This window comes from Winogradskyella psychrotolerans RS-3, from assembly GCF_000427335.1.
Taxonomy (GTDB): Bacteria; Bacteroidota; Bacteroidia; order Flavobacteriales; family Flavobacteriaceae; genus Winogradskyella; species Winogradskyella psychrotolerans.
This window is the reverse complement of the sequence record NZ_ATMR01000007.1, coordinates 216,733-236,011: the sequence shown is the minus strand read 5'-3', so window position 1 is coordinate 236,011 and position 19,279 is coordinate 216,733. Positions and strand designations below refer to the sequence as shown.

General features: G+C 35.6%; 17 protein-coding genes and 1 pseudogene. 5 read left to right on the top strand and 13 right to left on the bottom strand.

Annotated features, from left to right (window positions below; all coding sequences use genetic code 11):
• Positions 1-158: 158 nt before the first annotated feature.
• The 8 genes and pseudogenes from ADIWIN_RS01295 to ADIWIN_RS01260 all read right to left on the bottom strand — a co-directional run bounded on the left by ADIWIN_RS01295 (position 159) and on the right by ADIWIN_RS01260 (position 9,814).
• On the bottom strand, positions 159-653 hold the full coding sequence (locus ADIWIN_RS01295; RefSeq protein ID WP_020895869.1) for a rhodanese-like domain-containing protein: 495 nt from the start codon (positions 651-653) through the stop codon (positions 159-161).
• A gap of 30 nt (positions 654-683) precedes the next feature.
• On the bottom strand, positions 684-1,511 hold the full coding sequence (locus tag ADIWIN_RS01290; RefSeq protein WP_020895868.1) for a metallophosphoesterase family protein: 828 nt from the start codon (positions 1,509-1,511) through the stop codon (positions 684-686).
• A 25-nt stretch (positions 1,512-1,536) separates the two neighbouring features.
• Positions 1,537-2,877 carry a sodium:solute symporter family transporter gene (locus ADIWIN_RS01285; protein WP_020895867.1) on the bottom strand — a complete coding sequence of 447 codons (1,341 nt, stop codon included), beginning with the start codon at positions 2,875-2,877 and terminating at the stop codon, positions 1,537-1,539.
• A 6-nt stretch (positions 2,878-2,883) separates the two neighbouring features.
• Complete coding sequence (locus ADIWIN_RS01280; RefSeq protein ID WP_020895866.1) at positions 2,884-4,326, bottom strand: SusD/RagB family nutrient-binding outer membrane lipoprotein; 1,443 nt, start codon at positions 4,324-4,326, stop codon at positions 2,884-2,886.
• Positions 4,327-4,335: 9 nt separating this feature from the next.
• A pseudogene (locus ADIWIN_RS01275) lies at positions 4,336-7,526 on the bottom strand (SusC/RagA family TonB-linked outer membrane protein).
• 89 nt (positions 7,527-7,615) lie between these two features.
• Positions 7,616-8,296, bottom strand: a complete 681-nt coding sequence (locus ADIWIN_RS01270; protein WP_020895863.1) for a TIGR04282 family arsenosugar biosynthesis glycosyltransferase — start codon at positions 8,294-8,296, stop codon at positions 7,616-7,618.
• A 70-nt stretch (positions 8,297-8,366) separates the two neighbouring features.
• Complete coding sequence (gene arsS, locus ADIWIN_RS01265; RefSeq protein ID WP_020895862.1) at positions 8,367-9,422, bottom strand: arsenosugar biosynthesis radical SAM (seleno)protein ArsS; 1,056 nt, start codon at positions 9,420-9,422, stop codon at positions 8,367-8,369.
• Between the two features lie 56 nt (positions 9,423-9,478).
• Positions 9,479-9,814, bottom strand: coding sequence for an arsenosugar biosynthesis-associated peroxidase-like protein (locus ADIWIN_RS01260; RefSeq protein WP_020895861.1), 336 nt, complete (start codon positions 9,812-9,814; stop codon positions 9,479-9,481).
• A gap of 82 nt (positions 9,815-9,896) precedes the next feature.
• Between ADIWIN_RS01260 and ADIWIN_RS01255 the strand changes: the two genes are divergently transcribed.
• The 5 genes from ADIWIN_RS01255 (at position 9,897) to ADIWIN_RS01240 (ending at position 12,339) form a co-directional block, all read left to right on the top strand.
• Complete coding sequence (locus ADIWIN_RS01255; protein WP_020895860.1) at positions 9,897-10,655, top strand: XdhC family protein; 759 nt, start codon at positions 9,897-9,899, stop codon at positions 10,653-10,655.
• Entirely contained in the window at positions 10,634-10,768 is a 135-nt protein-coding gene (locus ADIWIN_RS22275; RefSeq protein ID WP_020895859.1) for an XdhC family protein, read from the top strand. Before ADIWIN_RS01255 ends, ADIWIN_RS22275 begins: the two co-directional genes overlap by 22 nt.
• 80 nt (positions 10,769-10,848) lie before the next feature.
• Entirely contained in the window at positions 10,849-11,265 is a 417-nt protein-coding gene (locus tag ADIWIN_RS01250) for a hypothetical protein (RefSeq protein WP_020895858.1), read from the top strand.
• Positions 11,266-11,347: 82 nt separating this feature from the next.
• Entirely contained in the window at positions 11,348-11,857 is a 510-nt protein-coding gene (locus tag ADIWIN_RS01245) for a hypothetical protein (protein WP_020895857.1), read from the top strand.
• Positions 11,854-12,339 (top strand): nucleoside-triphosphatase, encoded by a 486-nt coding sequence (locus ADIWIN_RS01240; RefSeq protein WP_020895856.1) that lies wholly within the window; start codon positions 11,854-11,856, stop codon positions 12,337-12,339. Before ADIWIN_RS01245 ends, ADIWIN_RS01240 begins: the two co-directional genes overlap by 4 nt.
• Before the next feature lie 314 nt (positions 12,340-12,653).
• On the opposite strand, the gene ADIWIN_RS01235 is transcribed toward ADIWIN_RS01240, so the two are convergent.
• From ADIWIN_RS01235 to tamL, 5 genes are all read right to left on the bottom strand, one after another.
• Positions 12,654-13,163 (bottom strand): hypothetical protein, encoded by a 510-nt coding sequence (locus ADIWIN_RS01235; RefSeq protein WP_020895855.1) that lies wholly within the window; start codon positions 13,161-13,163, stop codon positions 12,654-12,656.
• 91 nt (positions 13,164-13,254) lie between these two features.
• Positions 13,255-15,579 (bottom strand): xanthine dehydrogenase molybdopterin binding subunit, encoded by a 2,325-nt coding sequence (locus ADIWIN_RS01230; protein ID WP_020895854.1) that lies wholly within the window; start codon positions 15,577-15,579, stop codon positions 13,255-13,257.
• Complete coding sequence (locus tag ADIWIN_RS01225) at positions 15,572-16,981, bottom strand: FAD binding domain-containing protein (protein WP_020895853.1); 1,410 nt, start codon at positions 16,979-16,981, stop codon at positions 15,572-15,574. Before ADIWIN_RS01225 ends, ADIWIN_RS01230 begins: the two co-directional genes overlap by 8 nt.
• A gap of 163 nt (positions 16,982-17,144) precedes the next feature.
• The gene (locus tag ADIWIN_RS01220) at positions 17,145-17,618 is read right to left on the bottom strand and encodes a nucleoside deaminase (protein ID WP_020895852.1); all 474 of its coding nucleotides are present in this window, start codon (positions 17,616-17,618) and stop codon (positions 17,145-17,147) included.
• Between the two features lie 239 nt (positions 17,619-17,857).
• Positions 17,858-19,273, bottom strand: coding sequence for a translocation and assembly module lipoprotein TamL (tamL, locus tag ADIWIN_RS21715; RefSeq protein ID WP_498370479.1), 1,416 nt, complete (start codon positions 19,271-19,273; stop codon positions 17,858-17,860).
• Positions 19,274-19,279: the final 6 nt, after the last annotated feature.

Genomic DNA, 19,279 nt, shown 5'->3' with positions numbered 1-19,279 from the left:
AAATACGTTTATCTATGTCTAATTGTTCTGTTGCTTTTTCTGTAATTTTGACCAATTCCGTATACACCTCAAAAGCACCAAAATCGCCAATAGTTTTAGCGAGTCTTGTTTTTACAGTTCCTAATTTTATGTTTTTGACAAACACAATAACAAGTGATTTATTCATAGATTTTAGTGCCTTTTAATAACCATTTACTCCAATCCTTAGAGTAAGCGTGTACGTGATCTGTTTCATTTCCTTCTAAATTTAATAGAGGGAAATTGTTGTTCTTCCATTCAAAAATACCACCAAATAAATTGTAAACATTGGTGTAGCCTTTCTTTTTGAGTTGTTCAGCAATGTCTTCAGATCGTATACCAACAGAACAATAGATTACAATAGTTTTTGAAGTATCTGGAATTGATTTTACAACGGTATCTAAATCGAAATCATCATAACCAACATAAGTTGAGTTAGGAATATGACTTACATTATATTCTTTAAGTTCTCTGGCATCCAATAAGATAGCGTCCGTTTTCGGCATCGCTAATTCTTGAACAGAAATATAAGGAACACGCTCTGTATTATGAGTTTTTAATAACTCTTGAAGGGTTTCTTGGCTATTTCCAAAGAAACTTAAGAGTAAAAAAAATATGATAAAGAGGTTTCGCATTTCTAATTAGTATAAATAATTTAATTAACCTTACAATTCTATTGGTTTTCCTTGCTGCTGTTTTTCGGGTTCAGGTAAAATTTCCATGTTGTCCCAAATCCCTGTAACGATCGTTTTTGCATAAGATTCTGGAAGCAATCCGTTTAGCATTAATTTGTTAGTGAGCGTATGGTTATAGTCTAACTTACGAAGATTTACCTGCAAGGGTTTTACAGAATTATCCAAAATAGCAAACCAAACATTGGGTTTTCCATCATTGGCAGGCATACCAATGACACCAGGATTTATCCAACGTTTATTATTGTTTTTGTTTTCGAAAGGTAAACCGCAATGACCAGCAATAATGATGTCACTTTCAGTAGCTTCAAAATTAGAGTGCTTCGTAGTCCAAGGTGTCGATTTAAAAATAAATTCTGAAACGTTAAAATACGAACCATGTACGACAGTTACTTTTTGATTACCGATTGTGAATTGGATATGATCCGGAATCGTGTCAAGATAGTCAAGAGAATCTTTAGAGAGTTTGCTCTTCGCATAAGGATACCATTGTTGCGAAAAACCATCGCATCGCGACCCTTCTCTAAAATCGCAACCGCAATCGTCTTCATCATCACGTAATTGTATTTCTACATTACCAACGATGATTCTGGCATTCCAGTTTTTAAATGTTTGTATGGTTTCTTCAGGTTGTGCGCAATAGCCAATAATATCGCCAGTGCAAATACAATTTTCAGGTGGAATACCTTCAGATTCTGCCACAGCAATTAATGCTTCAAGCGCTTGAAGGTTACTATAAACACCACCAAAGAGTAGTACTTTATCTGAAAGTTTTCCTATGTCAACTATGTTTTTATCCATAACATTTTCCACGAAAGTGGACATCTTATTTATTTGATTTCAACCATTTCGGTATGAAATATAAAATATTACAACTTAAAATTCCCCAAATATTAACCCATAGTAAATCTGCATACTTGCCTTCTGTAAAAATTAAGGCTTCCGGAAACACATTAAAAACTAAGGTAAATCCAAATATTAATCCGGTAATAACACTCAAATAGAAACTCATTTTGGGTACTTTGATATTCCAAAACAGAAAGATGGGTGTTAAACCAATAACCATGGTGCCAGATATGGTGGTTGCTGATAAAATTTCGGCTTCGAGAAAAACAGGCAGTGTACCTAAAATAGCAATTGCTGCCATGGATGCTCTGCCAAAGGTGAGATCGTTAACCATACCTAAATCAATCGCTAATAATTTTGAAAAGGACGAAAAGGTAGAGTCTAATGTTGAAGCGGCTGAGGTAATCATTATAAAATTAATGACTAATAAAATAACCACTCCAAAGGCTTTTCCAACTTCTACGGCGGCTTGACCTTTAAAGCCTTGGGTTTGTGCATAGACACCAATAACACTAAATAGTATAATACAAAGTACACCTAATAAACTTGCCCATAAAAAGCTTTTACGGGTGACTTTAGGAGAGCTGATAAAGGCTCTATCCGTTAAAACGGGATCGTGAAACGGATAACTAAATGATTGGATAATAGCTGCGAAAAATAAATTTAAACCCAATTCAAAACTCCACGTACCAGAGGTTACGACATCCGTAACGCTAAAGGTTTCTATAGAAAAGATATTCCATAAAATTACCATGAGTAAAATACTAAACAATACCATTTGAATGACATCGGTAAAAATAGAACTACTTAAGCCTCCTTTTATCGCATACGCTAGAGTCAAAACGGTAAAAACAATAATCGCCCAATAATAATTTGAACTGCCTGTTTCGCCAAAATAACTACCAATAACCATCGTGTTACTCCAAACTTCATTGAACAACCTGATGGCAATCAATATCGAAAATAAAGCCATGGCTCCTTTTCCGAATTTGGTGGTTAAAAACTGATGAATACTTTTAAATCCGCCAACAACGCGCATTTTGTAAATTAATAAACCAGCGACAGCAAACGAAACATAATAACCAGCATAGGCAACACCACCAACAATACCAAAGTCTAAACCTAAATTGGCTGCATTGGTAATGCTCTTGGCAAAAATCCAAGAAATGATAAGGCTTCCGGTAAGCACTAGGCTGTTTGGTGCTTTCTTTTTATGAACCGCCTTAAAAAATTCCTCCGTTGTCTTTGCTAATGGCGATAATATAAAGAGTATTAAACTCGATGCAATTATCAATGTCCATTGCCAGTTAATTATATCCATCTATGTCTATTCATTCCACCAAACTGGCACGTTTATACTATTGTTGTCTGTTGCATTTGCAGCAACACTGTAATTTTCAAAATTTAAAGCTGCTTCTTCAGCAGGATAAGGCATTCTAATCGGGATTAAATCATTGTTTAAACTTGCTGAAATAGTTTGTAACTGAGGGAAACCTGTTCTTCGGTATTCTATCCAACCTTCGTAACCATTGATCACGCTAGCTATCCATTTCTGAGTTAAAATTTGTTCTATTGGATTTGACCCAAAAGCATTATAAGCCGCAGGACCAGTGAGGTAATCTGTAGGTAATGCTGTGTTCCAATATTCGAAAGCTAAAGTGACTCCGGAATTATAAAGCGTTTGTGCATCTGCGTTGATAAAACCTTTGGCAGCCGCTTCAGCTAAGGCAAGTTGCACTTCCCAAGCGGTAATAAAATTAGCGTCTAAAGTTGAGGTGTCTTCTCGAAAAGCAGTACTTGCTAAAGAGTAATTAGACAAAGCAATAGAAGTAGAGGAGGCGTCAATACCGTTTAGCAAGCCATTAAATTCATTGGCAGTTGAATTAGAAAATGGTCGGAATAAACTTGAAAGTCGCGTATCATTCAAACCCACTAAAATCGTTTCCATTGTTTCGGATAAGACAAAATTGTTGAAATCACCAATGCGTAATTGTGCTAGCCTAAAACTGTTTGGGTCTGTGTTAGTGAAATTGAAAATGGCATTCTCACTGTTGGAAGTGATATAATTACCTTCATCAAAAAGCGTTTGTAAATCATTAGAAACATCAATTTTATCTGAAATACGCACCAAATATTTAATTTTTAAGGCATTCGCGAATTTTATCCAAGCCTCTAAATTGCCATTAAATAAAATATCTCCTTCTAACGGAATGACATCAGTATATCCTTCAATAGCCGCAATGCCTTTATCTAAGTTATCTAAAATGCCGTTTTCATTGAGGTAAATATCTTCTTGTAAATTATATGCTGGTGTTACTGTGCCGTTAACGCCATTAAAAGCTTCAAAATAAGGAACGTCTCCAAATAAATCAGTTAAGCCAGCAGCCATATAGGCTTTTAAAATTAACGCAGGACCTTCATAACCAGCAAAGGTTTCTGTGGTTCTAGCTTGATTTAGTATAATCTCATTATCTCTTAAATTGGTATAAAAAATAGGCCAAGGATTACCTCCTAGTTGTGGCGATTTTAAAGCGTGTCTATCAAATAGATTGAAATCTAAAGCGGTTCTGTGTTGCGCTAATAAATCGCCAGCAACAAAACCTTCATAGCTCATGTTTTCGCCAAAATCGTATATCACTTGTCGCAGTAATAAGCTAGGCTGAACAGAACTTGGTGCATTTGGATTGGTATTGATGTCTTCAAAATCTTTAGTGCAACTCATTGTTGTTGCAATAAATAAAACCAAAAGTATATATGTGAATTTTTTCATATTGCTTTTTTAAAAATTAAATCCGGCTTTAAAACCAATACTTCGTGTGGTCGCATAACTCATATCTTCAACGCCGCTTACAAATCCATTGCCTTGAACGGCTAGTTGTTCTGGGTCAAAATGTGGATTTTCGGTAATTGCAAATAAGTTGTTTCCAACTAACGAAAGACTAATATCAGCACCTTCTTTCAACCCTAAAAATCCATCTTTTAAATCAAAAGTATAGCCAATAGCGAATTGACGTAACTTTAAAAAGGAAGCGTCATAAACATTATTTTCTTCGTGATTTCTATCGTAAAATTGTCGGTAATAACTTTCTGCAGTAATCGCAACGGTATTTGCTTGTCCAGTATTTACATTGATACCTTGTGCAACAATTCCGGCATCTGGTCGGTAACTCGTTTCAGCTAGTTGACCACCAACATTTCCTAAGGCACGTGTTCTAGAAACGACTTCTCCTCCTTGTCGCCAATCGAATAAAAAGCTCATATTCCAATTTTTATAATTGAAATTGTTACTCCATCCTAATGTGAAATCTGGATTATAATTCCCTAATTTTTTAAGTTATCATCGGAGATGTAATTGCCGTCATCATCAATTAAAAATTTACCATTATCATTTTTTTGATATCCTGTTCCGTAGAAATCTCCAACACGTCCACCTTCTTCCACCTGAAACCAAACGGTTTGGTTGGCGCTATCATAAATTCTACTGTAAGCCAATGTTAATCTTCCGTCGGCTTGTGGTAAATCTTTGATGACAGAACGATTAGTTGCAAAATTAAATGTACTATTCCAATTGAAGTTATCCGTTTGAATTGGTTTAGTCCCTAAAATAATTTCCACACCTTGCGTATTTACTTTTCCGCCATTAATCACTTGCTGATTGTAGCCAGAAGAAATAGCCACAGGTAAAGAAATGATTTGGTCTTCGGTATTGGCGTTGTAATAGGTAACATCCAATCGTAATCTATTGTCAAAAAAGCGCAAGTGGGTACCAAACTCATAAGAGGTGGTGCGTTCTGGTTTTAAGTTGGCATTCGGGATAAAATTTTGATCGCTAAATGTGGGCTGACTATTATAAGGGGTTTGTGATACAAAAGCACCAGAAGTTTGGTAAGCACTTGTGTCGTTTCCAACTTGTGCCACACTCGCTCTCAGTTTTGCAAACGATACAGCATTTGGTAATTCTACAACATTAGATAAAATAAAACTTGAAGAGATAGAAGGGTAGAAAAACGAAGTGCCATCTACCGAAAAAGGTGTGGCTAATGCACTAGACCAATCATTCCGTCCTGTAATATCTAAAAATAAAAAGTCTTTATAGCCCAGTTTTGTAATACCATAAAATGAATTGATACGCTTTTCACTTTCAAATTGAAAGACTTCAATAGGTGAAGCTGCATTGTTTAAATTGTAAATTCCGGGTTGTGCCAAACTAACCGTTTGTGATTGTTTGGTAGTTGCGATTTGATTCAATCTATTTCCACCTAAAAACACATCTACAGAAATATTATTAAACTGATTTTTATAGTTGATTAAAAAATCGGTATTCACTTCTCTAAACATTACATCGTGTTCTGCATATGCACCATTACTAAAACGATTACTACTGTAGGCTCTGCGTAATTGTCGAGTTTCGGTACTGTAATCCATTCCTGTTCTAAGAGAAACACTTAATTTTTTAGTCAGTTCTTGTGTAATGGATAGATTTCCAAAAATACGATCGCGATTAAAGGAATTGGTGTTCTCATTTAAAATGAAATACGGATTATCAAAAAATGTGTAATTAAATGAATATTGTTGCGTGCCTTCTAAACCAGGTTGCCAATAATTTTTTAGGTTTTCAATATTTAATGAACGTGGTCCCCAAGCTACCAAAGAATAATTGGCATTTTCACTGCCATAGCCATTAGAAGGTCTGTTGTCACTATTAGAATTTATATAACTGAAAGATGAATTGATTTCGGTAATGTCACTTGGTTGAAAGTTTAATTTGGCAGAAATGGTTTGTCGGTCTAAATTAACGCTAGGAATAATAGATTCGCTTCTCAAATCGGTGAACGATAATCTGTAATTACCTGAATCGAACCCATTAGAAACTGAGATGTTATTAATAGTGGTAACACCAGTTTCATAAAAATCCTTCAAGTTATCTGGATTCGATTTAAAAGGTGTTGCTGTGATTTCTAAACCATCGTAAAGCGCAGTATCTCCACCTCTAACAAAAGTGCCATTTGACAATTGCACAGGACTATCAAATTGCGGAATTAACAAACCAGTGTCTAATTGTGGTCCCCAAGAATAGGTGATGTTGTCGTTAATTCCGCCGCCAAGGCCATCACTATATTCAAACTGACCCGAATTTCCTTGACCATAAGAATTTTGAAAATCGGGTAATTTAAAAGCAGTGTCTACAAAAAGAGACGAATTAAAACTGATGCCTAAACCTCTTTGTTTTTCCGTTTTGGTTTCAATAACAATAACACCATTCGACGCTCTTGTACCATATAACGCAGCTGCACTTGGTCCTTTTAAAACGGTAACAGAGCCAATATCATCAGGGTTGACTTCCATGGCACCATTACCAAAATCAATTTCTTGAAATCCGGCTGCAGCTTCATTGGTGAAATTAAAAACAGTCTCATTGTTTATTGGTACACCATCAACCACAAATAAAGGATTGTTGTTTGAAAAGGACGCTTCACCTCTAATCGTGATTTTCGATGAAGAACCAACGCCTGTAGCACCTTGCGTTACCGTAACTCCTGCTAATTTACCTTGCAGGTTGTCTAAAAAGTTCACCGTTTTTACTTCCGTTAATTTTTTAGAGGAAATGGCTTGTACAGCGTAACCCAATTCTTTGGTATCGCGTTCTAAACCTAAAGCAGTAATGACCACTTCGTCTAAAGTAGCCGAGTCTTCTTCAAGTGCAATGTTGATTATAGTTGTATTACCAACACTAATGGTTTGTGTTTTAAAACCTAAAAAGGAAAAAGTAAGTTTTTCGGTACTTGAGTTGACGACAATACTATATGTGCCTTGCTCGTCTGTCGTTGTTCCATTGCCATTACTAGATGTAATGTTTACAAACGGCAAAGGTGTGTTAGAAACAGCATCGGTGACGGTTCCGATAATTGTAATTTGCGCATTGCTAAATAGGCATAAGCATAGCAGCAAACATGAGTAAATGTACTTCATATTACGACCACAAAACGTGGCGATTTTTTAAGATGTGAGAATGTTTAGTTGTAAAAATTCTTAGACTTTAATAGCATTAAAATCCTTCTTTATACATGAAGTGATATTGGTGAGCCTTTATTGTATGGCGATTTAAAGACTGTAGCATATTGAAAAACGGAAGCAGACGTTAAAATGGTCTTTGTTGTTTTTCGAAGTATTAATAATAATTGTTTTATCTTGAAATCTAAAGTTTTGAAACTTTCTAAAACGAAGTCGATATCTGAAACATCATCAATATCTGTTAGCATTTCTAAATAGGAAACACTTTCGTTTTGATGTTGTAATTCGGTGTTTAAACAATGTCTTAGTTTAGACGTTTGCCATGGTAAATTCTGGAAACTAGTTTTATTAAAATGTGCTTTTTTGAAACCCATTAAATAAAAACCACCATCGGTTGAAGGTCCTAAAACATAGTCTGAAGTTGCTAAGTTTTGAGTCGCCTTTAGAATGTGATTGGCTCTAAGATGAGGTATGTCGTTTCCGAGAGAAATAACATGTTCAAAACCTTTATTAAAAACAGCTTCAATGGCATTAGTAAAGCGCTCGCCAAATGAACTACCAATTTGTTCTTTTTCGGAAAAATGAAAATAAGCTAAATTCGTTTTCTTAACTGTTTTTACAGTATCAGAATCAAGCAAATTAAAGAAGTCAGAAGAAGAAATTGATTTTGAGTTCAATTGCTTTTCTGCAGAATTTGCAAAGATTAATATGGCGGTTTTGTTCTTCATTATTTATTCCTGCGAAGGCAGAAATCTTAATTGGTTTAAATCTGAGATTCCTGCCTTCGCAGGAATTTTGTTATGCTACAACACCCTGACAGCTACTTCCTGCGCCAGCAGTACAACCGTAACAATGTTGAGAAATAACGATGTTTCGTCCTTCTAATAATTCTTCGTTAAATTCTGAAATATGTCTCGATTTGCTATTTACGGGTAATTCTAGCATTTGATTAAAATCACAATCAAATAAATACCCATCCCAACTAATTGATAAGGTATTGGTACACATCACATTTTCTACAGCAGCCGGATTATAAGCTTCTACTAAAGAATACATATAATCTTCGTAATTTTCTGAAGCAATTAAATAATCTAAGAATCGTGCGATAGGTAAATTTGTAATGGCAAATAGATTATGAAATTCAATTCCGAAATCGTCCATCAAGGCCTTTTTAAAATCCTTTTCCATCGCAACTTGATCACCTGGTAAAAAGGCTCCAGACGGATTGTAAACTAAATCTAATTTTAAATCGCTTCCTGGCATGCCGTAACCTACAGCATTTAATTCTTGCAAGGCTTTTATAGATTTATCAAAAACACCATCTCCACGTTGTTTGTCTGTTTTTCCTTTTGTCCAGTGTGGCATAGAACTCACTACATGAACATTGTGCTTTTTAAAGAAGTCTGGTAAATCGTAATATTTTTTATTGGCTCTAATAATAGTTAAATTAGAACGTACAATAAAATCTGTAATACCAACTTTGGCTGCTTCTTCTACAAACCATCTAAAATCCGGATTCATTTCAGGTGCTCCTCCAGTTAAATCTAGCGTGTGTGCTCCAGAATTTTTGATCACCTCAAGACATTGTCTCATGGTGTCTCTCGTCATAATTTCTTTTCGATCCGGACCTGCATCTACGTGGCAATGGTCGCAAACTTGGTTACACATGTAACCAACATTAATCTGTAGAATTTCTAGTTTTTTTGCTTTAATTGGAAATTGACTCGTTTCTGAAATCTTATCTTTAAAGGTTGGTAATTCACCACTTTTAAAGATACCATTAGAGAGTATTTCTATTTGTTTATTGCTTTGTGCTAAATCGTTTCCGAGTTTTTTTAGGGACTTTGTTGCCATTAATCGTTTCTCTTGTTTGTAATTCGTACGAAATTAATGCGGTTGAGGTTTTTATCTTAACCGTCTAATTTGTTGACTTTATTCATCATTTGTACACCATGTACTAAAGTTGCGCCGCTTTTTATTGCTGCACCAACATGTATGGCTTCCATCATTTGTTCTTTGGTAATGCCACGTTGCAACGTGTCTTTTGTATAGGCATCAATACAATATGGGCATTGTTCTGTATGCGCTACAGCTAAAGCTATGAGTGATTTTTCACGCGCCGTTAAAGCGCCTTCCTCAAAAACTTTTCCGTAATAATCGAAGAATTTTGTTCCTAATTCTTCACTCCATTCCGTGATTTTTCCAAATTTGCGTAAATCCGCAGCATCGTAATATGGTTTCGACATAAAATTATTTTTTGATTTAGAAAAATCAATATAACGATTAAGTCGAAGTTAAATCTTAAAGATTACAGAAAATTTTAAAAGATTGATTTCTATTAAATGGTTTGACTCTAGTTTTGAAAATAGAAGACTATTTAAATCAAAAAACCTTACTTTTAAATTCTCTTTTTTATTAGAAATGCAAAACTGGATTGAATTACTTTCTGAATTTAAACAAAAGCAAATACCTGTTGCCTTTATAACGGTGACCAAGTGTTTAGGGTCAACTCCTTGTGTGGTGGGTTCGCGTATGCTTGTGACTGAGGATAAGGATATTCACGGAACCATAGGAGGAGGGAAGCTTGAATTTAAAGCCATAGACGAAGCTATCGTTGCTTTAAAAGAGAATAAAATTATTGAATCTACCTATACTTTAGGCCCGGAATTTGAGCAATGTTGCGGAGGAAAAGTAGAATTTATCATAGAACCCATGAATCAATCACCAGAATTATTTTTATTTGGAGCAGGACATATTGGTGTTGAAATCTGCAAACTTCTAGTCGATACACCTTTTAAAGTGAACTTAATAGATTCGCGTGACGATTGGTTTTCTAATTTAGAATTAGACAGCAGTGTAACGACACATCAAGCAACCGAAACCGATTTTAAATCGTTTAAAGATGCTGTGAAATGGGGGCCTAATTGTTATGTTTTAGTGTTGACACATAATCATGCCATCGATTTTGATTTGATAACCATGGCATTACAAAATGAAACTAAATTTTTAGGGTTAATAGGCAGTAAAACAAAAAAGTACGGTTCAATAACATGCTCATTAAAGAAATGGATATTCCCGAAGGGATGACAAATGTGGTTTGTCCAATAGGATTAGATATCGGAGGAAATACACCAAAAGAAATTGCGATTAGTGTGGTAGCACAGTTACTACAAGTGCATTATCAGTCAGTAACTAAATAGATTATGTCATTCTGAGCAAAGCTAAGAATCTCTTCATAAAACGAAACTTAAAAAAGATTCCCGTTTTCACGGGAAGTAACATGAAAAACAACAAATCCATCATAGAAAAACTCACCGCACTTTGGGCTTTAAACGAGTCGGGTTTAGGTGGTTTTTTGCATGTATTTAACTCACCATTTACAGGATTGATCGTAGGTGGAGTGTCCATTTTACTCATTAGTTTAATTGCCTATTATGCCACAAATAAATGGCAAGCCATCTTAAAAGCATTGGTCATTGTCTTAATTATAAAAATGGCAGTGAGTCCATATTCACCTTTCGGAGCTTATGTTGCTTTGAGTTTTCAAGCGGTTTTAGCAGCGATTTTATTTTCTAATTTCTCATGGAAAGGAGCTACGATAATGGTTTTAGGAATGGTGACTTTTTTTAGAATCGGCACTTCAAAAATTATTAATTCTAACCATTGTTTATGGAACAAATCTTTGGGAAGCCATTGATATTTATGGAGCTTGGGTTCAGAAAAAATTAAATTTTGTTTCAGAAACCTCTACAACATCGCTTTTAGTCACCACCTATCTTTTGGTTTATGGGATTTGCGGAATTTTAGCAGGGATTTTTATTAAAAATACGATTAAGATTATTTCGAATAAAAAAGAAACTGATTTTTATCTTCATCTTGAAACGGATAAACTTGATAAGAAAACCAAAAAAGTAGCTTTTAAAACGAAAGTCATTTGGGTGTGGTTAGGCACTGTTACGGTTATGGTTTTAGCATTTTCAATATTTGGAGGTCCGCTTTTGGGTTGGCAAAAAGCCATTTATATTGTCTTACGAAGCTTCTTAATTTTAATGCTTTGGTATGTAGTGATTGGTCCTTTTTTGTTAAAAGTGGTTCAGAAGTATCTTCGAAAAAAAGAATCTAAATATCAAGAGGATATTGCGAATGCGATGGATTTGTTTCCGTATTTCCGTCAAATTATTGCATTCACATGGAAAGACACAAAACACTTAAAAGGCTACGCGCGATTCCAAAATTTTATGGCGAATAGTATTTCTAATTGTATTCATTTTAAAGTGCCTTCAGAATGATATATATCCTCACAGGTGCTATACGAACAGGAAAAACAACAGCTTTACTAGAATGGTGTAAAAACCGTGATGATGTTGATGGATTATTGTGTCCGGATAATGCTGAAGGAAAACGCTATTTTCTGGAAGTAAAATCTAAGAATGAATTTGAACTTGAAACTGAATTCGAAACTGAAGGTATCATTGAAATAGGAAATTTTAAATTTTTAAAATCGGGTTTTGAAAAAGCGAATACTTATTTGCAATCTGTTGCTTCTGAAAACGAATCGCAATATCTTATTATTGATGAATCAGGGAAGTTGGAATTGAAGAAAGAAGGTTTGCATTTGTCAGTAGAAAGGTTGATTCCTAATTATGAAACTAATGAAAACAAGCACCTCATTCTTGTTGTTAGAGATTATTTATTGGATGCTGTTTTGGCGCATTATTCAATAGAAGAATATAGGATTCTCACAAAAGTAAATTTAGAAACACTGAATTAGTTCTGAAGACCTAGCAGGTTTTTCAAACCTAGCAGGTCTAGCTATGGGATATGCCGCATCACAGAATTACATTTGTATGCGTATGGTGAGGTCTTATATGAAATAGTAAGACCTCACTGGTTTTTCAAACCTAGCAGGTCTGGTAAAGCAAGAACATATAATCTATTTGTTCGGCTGTTATCCTGATATGATTTTAAAAAACTTTATTGCTGTTAATTAGCTTTTATACCTGTCAGGTTCTAAAAACCTTACAGGATATGTACAATAGTAATTTTATTCTCATTAATGAGATTCCTGCGTTTGCAGGAATTTGGTTAACTAAAAATAGTCTCACTCAAAGCATAATAAATCGCCATTAAAGCAGAAAAAACGGCAGATCCAAGAAACCTCCATTTCAGTCGGAATCGGTTTTGAATAATATAATTTGCCATAAAGGAAATAGGAATATTTACTAAAAACGACCAAAACGCAATCTGTAAAAGGTTAAAATCAATTGCTTCAAACTGACCAGAAAATAATTTAATAAACAGTAAATGTCTGGCAATCCACAAGGGATTAAAATAGGCTATTGCTAAAATAGTTTTACTTAATGTGGCTTTAGCGCCTTTTCGAAACTGTGTCGTTTTTACAATCCAATCAAAATAATTTGGGATTTCAAACGCATAAAAAGTAGCACCAATAAACATCATGCCTAGTAAGCGATACCAAGAGAACTCGTCTAACAAGAGGGCCGCAATAGTATCACCAGCACTGTAAATTAGTGCGCCTTTAAGGATGTTTTGTTTTTGTAATGAAGTGCGATAAGCTAGGTTTTTATCCTGCAAGGTTTCAGAAACCTTGTAGGTATCGTTTTTAATGAGTATTTATACCTACAAGGTGCAAAAAAGACCTTGCAGGATATGTACGATTATTATTTTACTTTTCATATAGCCCCATCAAAACCTTCTCAGGTGTCATCGGTGCATGAAATTCTAAATCATAATTAGAATTAAAAGCTTTTATCGCATTTTGAAGTGCGAAATAAGCACCAATACCATACATTAATGGTGGCTCACCAACGGCCTTAGATTTCAAAATCGCCATGTCATTGCCTTCGGTTTCTACTGGAATCACTTCCACACGTTTTGGTACAGAAAATATATCAGGTACTTTATAGGTTGATAGCGCATTCGATAACAATTTACCATCATCATTATAGGCAATTTCTTCCATGGTCATCCAGCCGATACCTTGTATTAAAGCACCTTCTACTTGACCTAAATCGATGCCTTCACTCATACTTTTTCCGTAATCGTGTACAATTTTAACAGAGTCAAATTCGTAAGTGCCACGCGTACAATCTACAGTCACCGTTGTGATGGCTGTTCCGTAGACGTGATAGGCAAAAGGATGTCCTTTTTCTTTCGTTTTATCAAAGTGAATTTCTGGTGTGGCATAATGGGCATTTTCAGTTAAAGCGACACGTTTGAGCATGGCACTACTAATGAGGTCTGTCCATGATAATTCGGATGGTTTATCATTTATAAAGACAGATTCATTTTTTAAAGTAATGTCCTTTTCTGACACATTTAAATCTTCTGAAGCTACTAGTTTTAAACGTTCTACCAAAGCATTACAAGCCATTAAGGTGGCTTTTCCGTTTAAATCTGCCGTAGAACTCGCAGCAGAAGGTGAGGTGTTTGCTACTCTGGTAGTATTGGTAGTTTCAATCTTAATTTTTTCAATAGGAATCGAAAATACATCCGCAGCAATCTGCATCATTTTGGTGTTCACACCTTGACCCATTTCTACAGCCGCTGTGCTTATACCAACACTACCATCTAAGTAAATATGAACCAAAGCACGTGCATGATTCATTGGTGTGTTGGTAAAGGAAATACCAAAGGTAATTGGCATAAACGAAAGCCCTTTTTTGAATGCTGTATTGTTTTTGTTGAAATCAGCAACCTCTTGTTCTAAAGCATCACTATTAAATATGTTTTTAGCAGAATGCCATGTGTTTTTGGCTTCTACTTTTTTAGCAATTTGTCCATACGAAAATGTGTCATTTTCATCCAACAAATTAGCCTCTTGAATTTTTATAGCTGAAACCCCAATTTCAGAAGCTGCTTTTGCAATCGCAGACTCAATCACAAACATACCTTGTGGTCCACCAAAACCTCTAAAGGCCGTATTTGGTGGTAAATTGGTTTTACAACTCAATACTTTTGTGGTCACATTTGGTACGTAATAACTGTTGGTGGCATGAAATAAGGTACGCTCAGCAATCGCAGGTGATAAATCTGCTGCTGCTCCAGAATTTTGTAAAAATTCGGTTTGGTAAGCTAAAATTTTTAAGTCCTTAGATAATCCAATTTTATAGGTGCTTTCGTAAGGGTGACGTTTTCCTGTCATGCGTAAATCATCATGACGATTCAGTATCAATTTCACCGATTGATTTAGGTGATGCGTTGCCAAAGCAGCCATAACTGCCCAAGGTGTGGCTTGATCTTCTTTTCCACCAAATCCACCACCAAGACGTGTGACATCGACTTCAATTTTATGCATTGCTAATCCTAGAACTCTAGCTGTTGTGGCTTGTACAGCTGTTGGACCTTGCGTAGATGAAGTGATTTTTATATTGCCATTTTCCATTGGTTCAGCGTAAGCGCCTTGTGCTTCAATGTATAAATGCTCTTGTCCGTTGGAAAAGGTTTCACCTTCAAAAACATAATCACATTCTGTAAATGCTTTTTCAGTATCACCTAAACTAAAAGAACGTGGTGCGTTGATAAAACTACCTTTTGCTTTGGCTTCTTTTGCTGTGGTGATGACTGGTAAATCTTCTATTTCAATCTCGATTAAACCTCTCGCTTTTCGTGCAATAAATTCTGATTCGGCAACAATTAAAGCAATTGGCATGCCCCAAAAATGAACCTCGTCTTCTGCAAATAATGGTTCGTCTGCAATGATGCCTCCAATTTCGTTTTCGCCAGGAACATCTTTGTAGGTAAAAATACGTTCGACACCTTCCAAAGCTTCTGCCTTAGAATAATCGATATGTTTTATTTTTCCGTGTGCTTTTGGTGAGTCAAAAACCACGGCGTGAAATGTGCCTTGTCTAATATTAACATCATCAACATACAAGGATTCACCACGAACATGCGTATAAGAATCTAAGTTTTTAATGCTTTGTTTTAATGATTTTGAAACCGCATCTAATTTAGTGTCGCGAACTGTATTTGTCTTGTTATTATGCATACTGAACAAAATCGTTTAAGGTGAAATGATTGGGGAACAACTCCGTAAAATGTGCGAAAAATAATTGTCTTGCGAGTAAACGCTTATAGTCGCTAGTCCCACGAACATCACTAATTGGACTAATTTCCTTTTGAAGCATCTCGTTAGCTTCTAATATCGTTTCTGAAGTCAGTGGTTTTCCTGTTAAAAATGCTGAGGTATCGTGTAAATATTTCGGAATAGCAGCAACACCGCCCAGAGACACATGCGCTTCTGCAATGGTACCATTTTCAACTGATAAATGTATAGCTGAATTGACACTTGCAATATCCAAATGGGTGCGTTTACAGACTTTTTCAAAATTGAAAAAAGACTGCGCTGTTGGTAACTTAAAGCTGATGGTTTTTAAAAGTTCACCATCGTTTAAGTCGTAAGTTTTATAACCTTGATAGAAGTTGTTTAGTGCAACACTGCGCTCTTCGTCTTTTTCATTGGTAATCGTAAGATCACTATTAAATGCTAAGAAAAATATAGTCATATCTCCAATAGGCGAAGCATTGGCTATGTTTCCACCCAAAGAAGCCATGTTTCTAATTTGCTCTGAAGAGACCAACTTTAAGTGTTTTCTTAAATTGGGTAAAATGCTGTTTAACTCTGTGTGATTCCATAAATCGGAAACAGTCGCATTAGTACCAATCGTGCAAATCTCATCTTCAATTGAAATGCCTTTTAAATACTCTTTTTCAGCAATAAGATGGACAGGATTATCTATTAAATTGTCAGCTTGTTGGACGTATAAATCGGTTCCTCCAGAAACATATTTTCCTTTGGGTTGATTTAAATCTTTAGATTCAATATCTTTTAAACGTTGTGGAATACTTTCAAAATACTCTGGAATAAATCCATTGTCAATTAACCATTTAAAAGAATTTTTTTCTTGATGTTCTAATTTTTCAACCACTTGATGTGCCGCTTTTTCAATGGCTTTATAACCTGTACATCTACAAATGTTTCCACTAATAGCGTCAATGGCATTACTGTAATTGTTTTCAGAATTTGATAAAGCAAAGCCGGTTAAGGCTATCACAAAACCAGGTGTGCAAAATCCGCATTGCGTCGCGTAATTTGCTTTCATGGCTTCTTGAGCTGTGGTGAGTTTGTCTTTTAGATTGGTGCCTTCAACCGTTACAATATGTTTGCCATGTGCGTTTCCTATAGGTGAAATACATGAGGTGATACTTTGGTATTCCATCGTATCGTCGCTTAGTGTACCGACCAAAAGTGTGCAAGCACCACAATCGCCTTCACGACAACCAATTTTGGTTCCTGTTAAGCGTTGTTGGTAACGTACAAAATCCAATAAAGTGGTTCCGGAATGCTCCGATGTTTTAATGGTTTTGTTATTTAGGATGAAGGTGATCATGTTAGTTATTTCAATTATAAATGAATTAAAAATGTAACGATAGCGTCACTTCGAATAAAATTCTCTTTGCGGAATTTTGTATCGAGAAGCTTTATTTGTGATGAAAGTTCTCGATACATTTCGACCCAAAAGTCAAAACACTCGAACTGACGTATTGGATTATTTAGTATTCTGTTTTATCCATTTTCTTAGTCCATTCCTGAAAAGGTTCCAATGCAACCTCACGAGCTAATTGTTCAAATGGAATGCTACGTTCTGAATATGGTAATGGAATTTCTTTGTAAATAAATTCATCATCAAAGCCAATATTTGCAGCATCTACTTGGTTACTTCCATAATATACTTTGTCTGGTCTCGCCCAATAAATAGCGCCTAAACACATAGGGCAAGGTTCGCAAGAGGTGTAAATTTCGCAACCATCTAGTTGAAAAGAATCCAAGTTTTTACAAGCATCTCTAATCGCTGTAACTTCAGCATGAGCGGTTGGGTCGTTGGTAGAGGTAACTTTGTTATTTCCGCGTCCTACAATTTTTCCGTCTTTAACAACGACACAGCCAAATGGTCCGCCTTCATTGTTGTTCATTCCTTTTAAAGCTGCGTTTACAGCTTCTTTCATGAATTGTTCTTTATCTGTCATATAGTGTTATTGTCTTATTTGAATTTTTAGTTTGAATAAAGGTATTAAATTTTTGAGAATAGAATGAAAACGGATTTATTTTAAGAGTCGTGAGTCGTGAGTCGTGAGTCGTGAGTCGTGAGTCGAGAGTCGTGAGTCGTGAGTCGTGAGTCGTGAGTCGTGAGTCGTGAGCCGTGAGTTGTGAGCCAAGATGAGCTGTGAATTTAAAATTTCAGTTTCAACTTCAGCTACAACTTCATTTAAAACGAATACCCAATGGCGAAATTTAGCACAGGTTCATCGATTTTAAAGTCCCATCGTTGACCTTCTGGTAGAGAAGGGTCGTGAAATGGTGCAGCCAAATCGAAACGAATGACAAATCCTTGCACATCTATATGAAGACCAATCCCTGTTCCCATACCCAATTGATTGATGAAGTCGGATGTAAATTTGTCTTCTTCATTATCAAAAGATGGGTTCGATTTTGAGTTCCAAACATTTCCAGCGTCAGCGAAAATAGCTCCTTTAAAAAATGAAAATATTGGAAAACGGTACTCCACATTGGCTTCTAATCTAATGTTTCCGGTTTGGTCAAAGTAAGTGCTGCTATTATTGTCTTCATCAGCTTCTGCGCTATACGTTCCTGGGCCTAAGGAACGAATTCTAAAGGCTCTAACGCTATATGGACCGCCTGAGAAATATTGCTTCACGTAAGGAATCACATCAGAATTGCCATAAGGTAAGCCGTAGCCAGCGAAGAATCGGGTTGCTATAGTTTGTGACTTATTTTTTCCGAAGTTGAGATGAAATCGTAAATCCATATCCGCTTTTGCATATTGCGCATATTGCAGCCCAAGAAATGTTTTAGGCTCATCTGGTTCTCCATCTTTACCAAATAAACCAATGGAGTTTCCTGCGACATCTAGGGTTGTATTTAAATAAAATTGATGCGGATCATTAGAATCTACCATTTCGTTGTAGGTGAAGGAAAAGGTTAATCCGGAAATAAATTGCTGATCGAAACTTTGTTGTAAAAACGGATTGTCGTCTAATATCTCTTCAAATTCCGTTGACGTTTTTGTGAGTTGTGTGTAATTAACTGAAATAGGATTAAACTCATAGGTGATGTATTTGTTAGCATTCCATGAATATCCAAAAAGCGCACTGCCAGATAATAACGTGTATAATTTACTTCGACTTAAATAATTAACACCAAGGCTCGTTTTTGTTTTCGGAATGGAATATTCAAAGAAATTTTCGTTGAATGTTATCGGGAATATCACGCGAGGAAAAATTATTTCACCTTTTAAACCCAACTCTAAACTGCTTAAGCCCGAATTATCACCACTCGCAAACTGCGTTTCATAACCAACATTGGTACTAATGTTTAAAGTCTCGCCACCTTTAAAAAGATTTCGGTTACTATACGTTAAGGCTAAGTTTGGCCCTGTGAAATTGTTAGATTTTGTTACGGCTTGTAGCTCAGCTCGCACTGCGCGTTTAGTTAAAGGTGATAAGTAAATATTAGCTTCGAGAGTACCCAAACTATCGGTTTGTAAGGAGTCTATTTCTTTATATTGAATATTGACATATTTATAAGCGCCAATAGTCGATAAGCGCCTTGCTGTATTTTTTGAGGATTGCGGATCGTAAAAATCTCCTTCTTTTAGCGTAATATATTT

Excerpts from the sequence above, each read along its gene's own strand:
- ADIWIN_RS01295 (WP_020895869.1), bottom strand. The coding sequence starts at position 653 with ATGCGAAACCTCTTTATCATATTTTTTTTACTCTTAAGTTTCTTTGGA.
- ADIWIN_RS01290 (WP_020895868.1), bottom strand. The coding sequence starts at position 1,511 with ATGGATAAAAACATAGTTGACATAGGAAAACTTTCAGATAAAGTACTA.
- ADIWIN_RS01285 (WP_020895867.1), bottom strand. The coding sequence starts at position 2,877 with ATGGATATAATTAACTGGCAATGGACATTGATAATTGCATCGAGTTTA.
- ADIWIN_RS01280 (WP_020895866.1), bottom strand. The coding sequence starts at position 4,326 with ATGAAAAAATTCACATATATACTTTTGGTTTTATTTATTGCAACAACA.
- ADIWIN_RS01270 (WP_020895863.1), bottom strand. The coding sequence starts at position 8,296 with ATGAAGAACAAAACCGCCATATTAATCTTTGCAAATTCTGCAGAAAAG.
- arsS (WP_020895862.1), bottom strand. The coding sequence starts at position 9,422 with ATGGCAACAAAGTCCCTAAAAAAACTCGGAAACGATTTAGCACAAAGC.
- ADIWIN_RS01260 (WP_020895861.1), bottom strand. The coding sequence starts at position 9,814 with ATGTCGAAACCATATTACGATGCTGCGGATTTACGCAAATTTGGAAAA.
- ADIWIN_RS22275 (WP_020895859.1), top strand. The coding sequence starts at position 10,634 with ATGGATATTCCCGAAGGGATGACAAATGTGGTTTGTCCAATAGGATTA.
- ADIWIN_RS01250 (WP_020895858.1), top strand. The coding sequence starts at position 10,849 with ATGAAAAACAACAAATCCATCATAGAAAAACTCACCGCACTTTGGGCT.
- ADIWIN_RS01240 (WP_020895856.1), top strand. The coding sequence starts at position 11,854 with ATGATATATATCCTCACAGGTGCTATACGAACAGGAAAAACAACAGCT.
- ADIWIN_RS01230 (WP_020895854.1), bottom strand. The coding sequence starts at position 15,579 with ATGCATAATAACAAGACAAATACAGTTCGCGACACTAAATTAGATGCG.
- ADIWIN_RS01225 (WP_020895853.1), bottom strand. The coding sequence starts at position 16,981 with ATGATCACCTTCATCCTAAATAACAAAACCATTAAAACATCGGAGCAT.
- ADIWIN_RS01220 (WP_020895852.1), bottom strand. The coding sequence starts at position 17,618 with ATGACAGATAAAGAACAATTCATGAAAGAAGCTGTAAACGCAGCTTTA.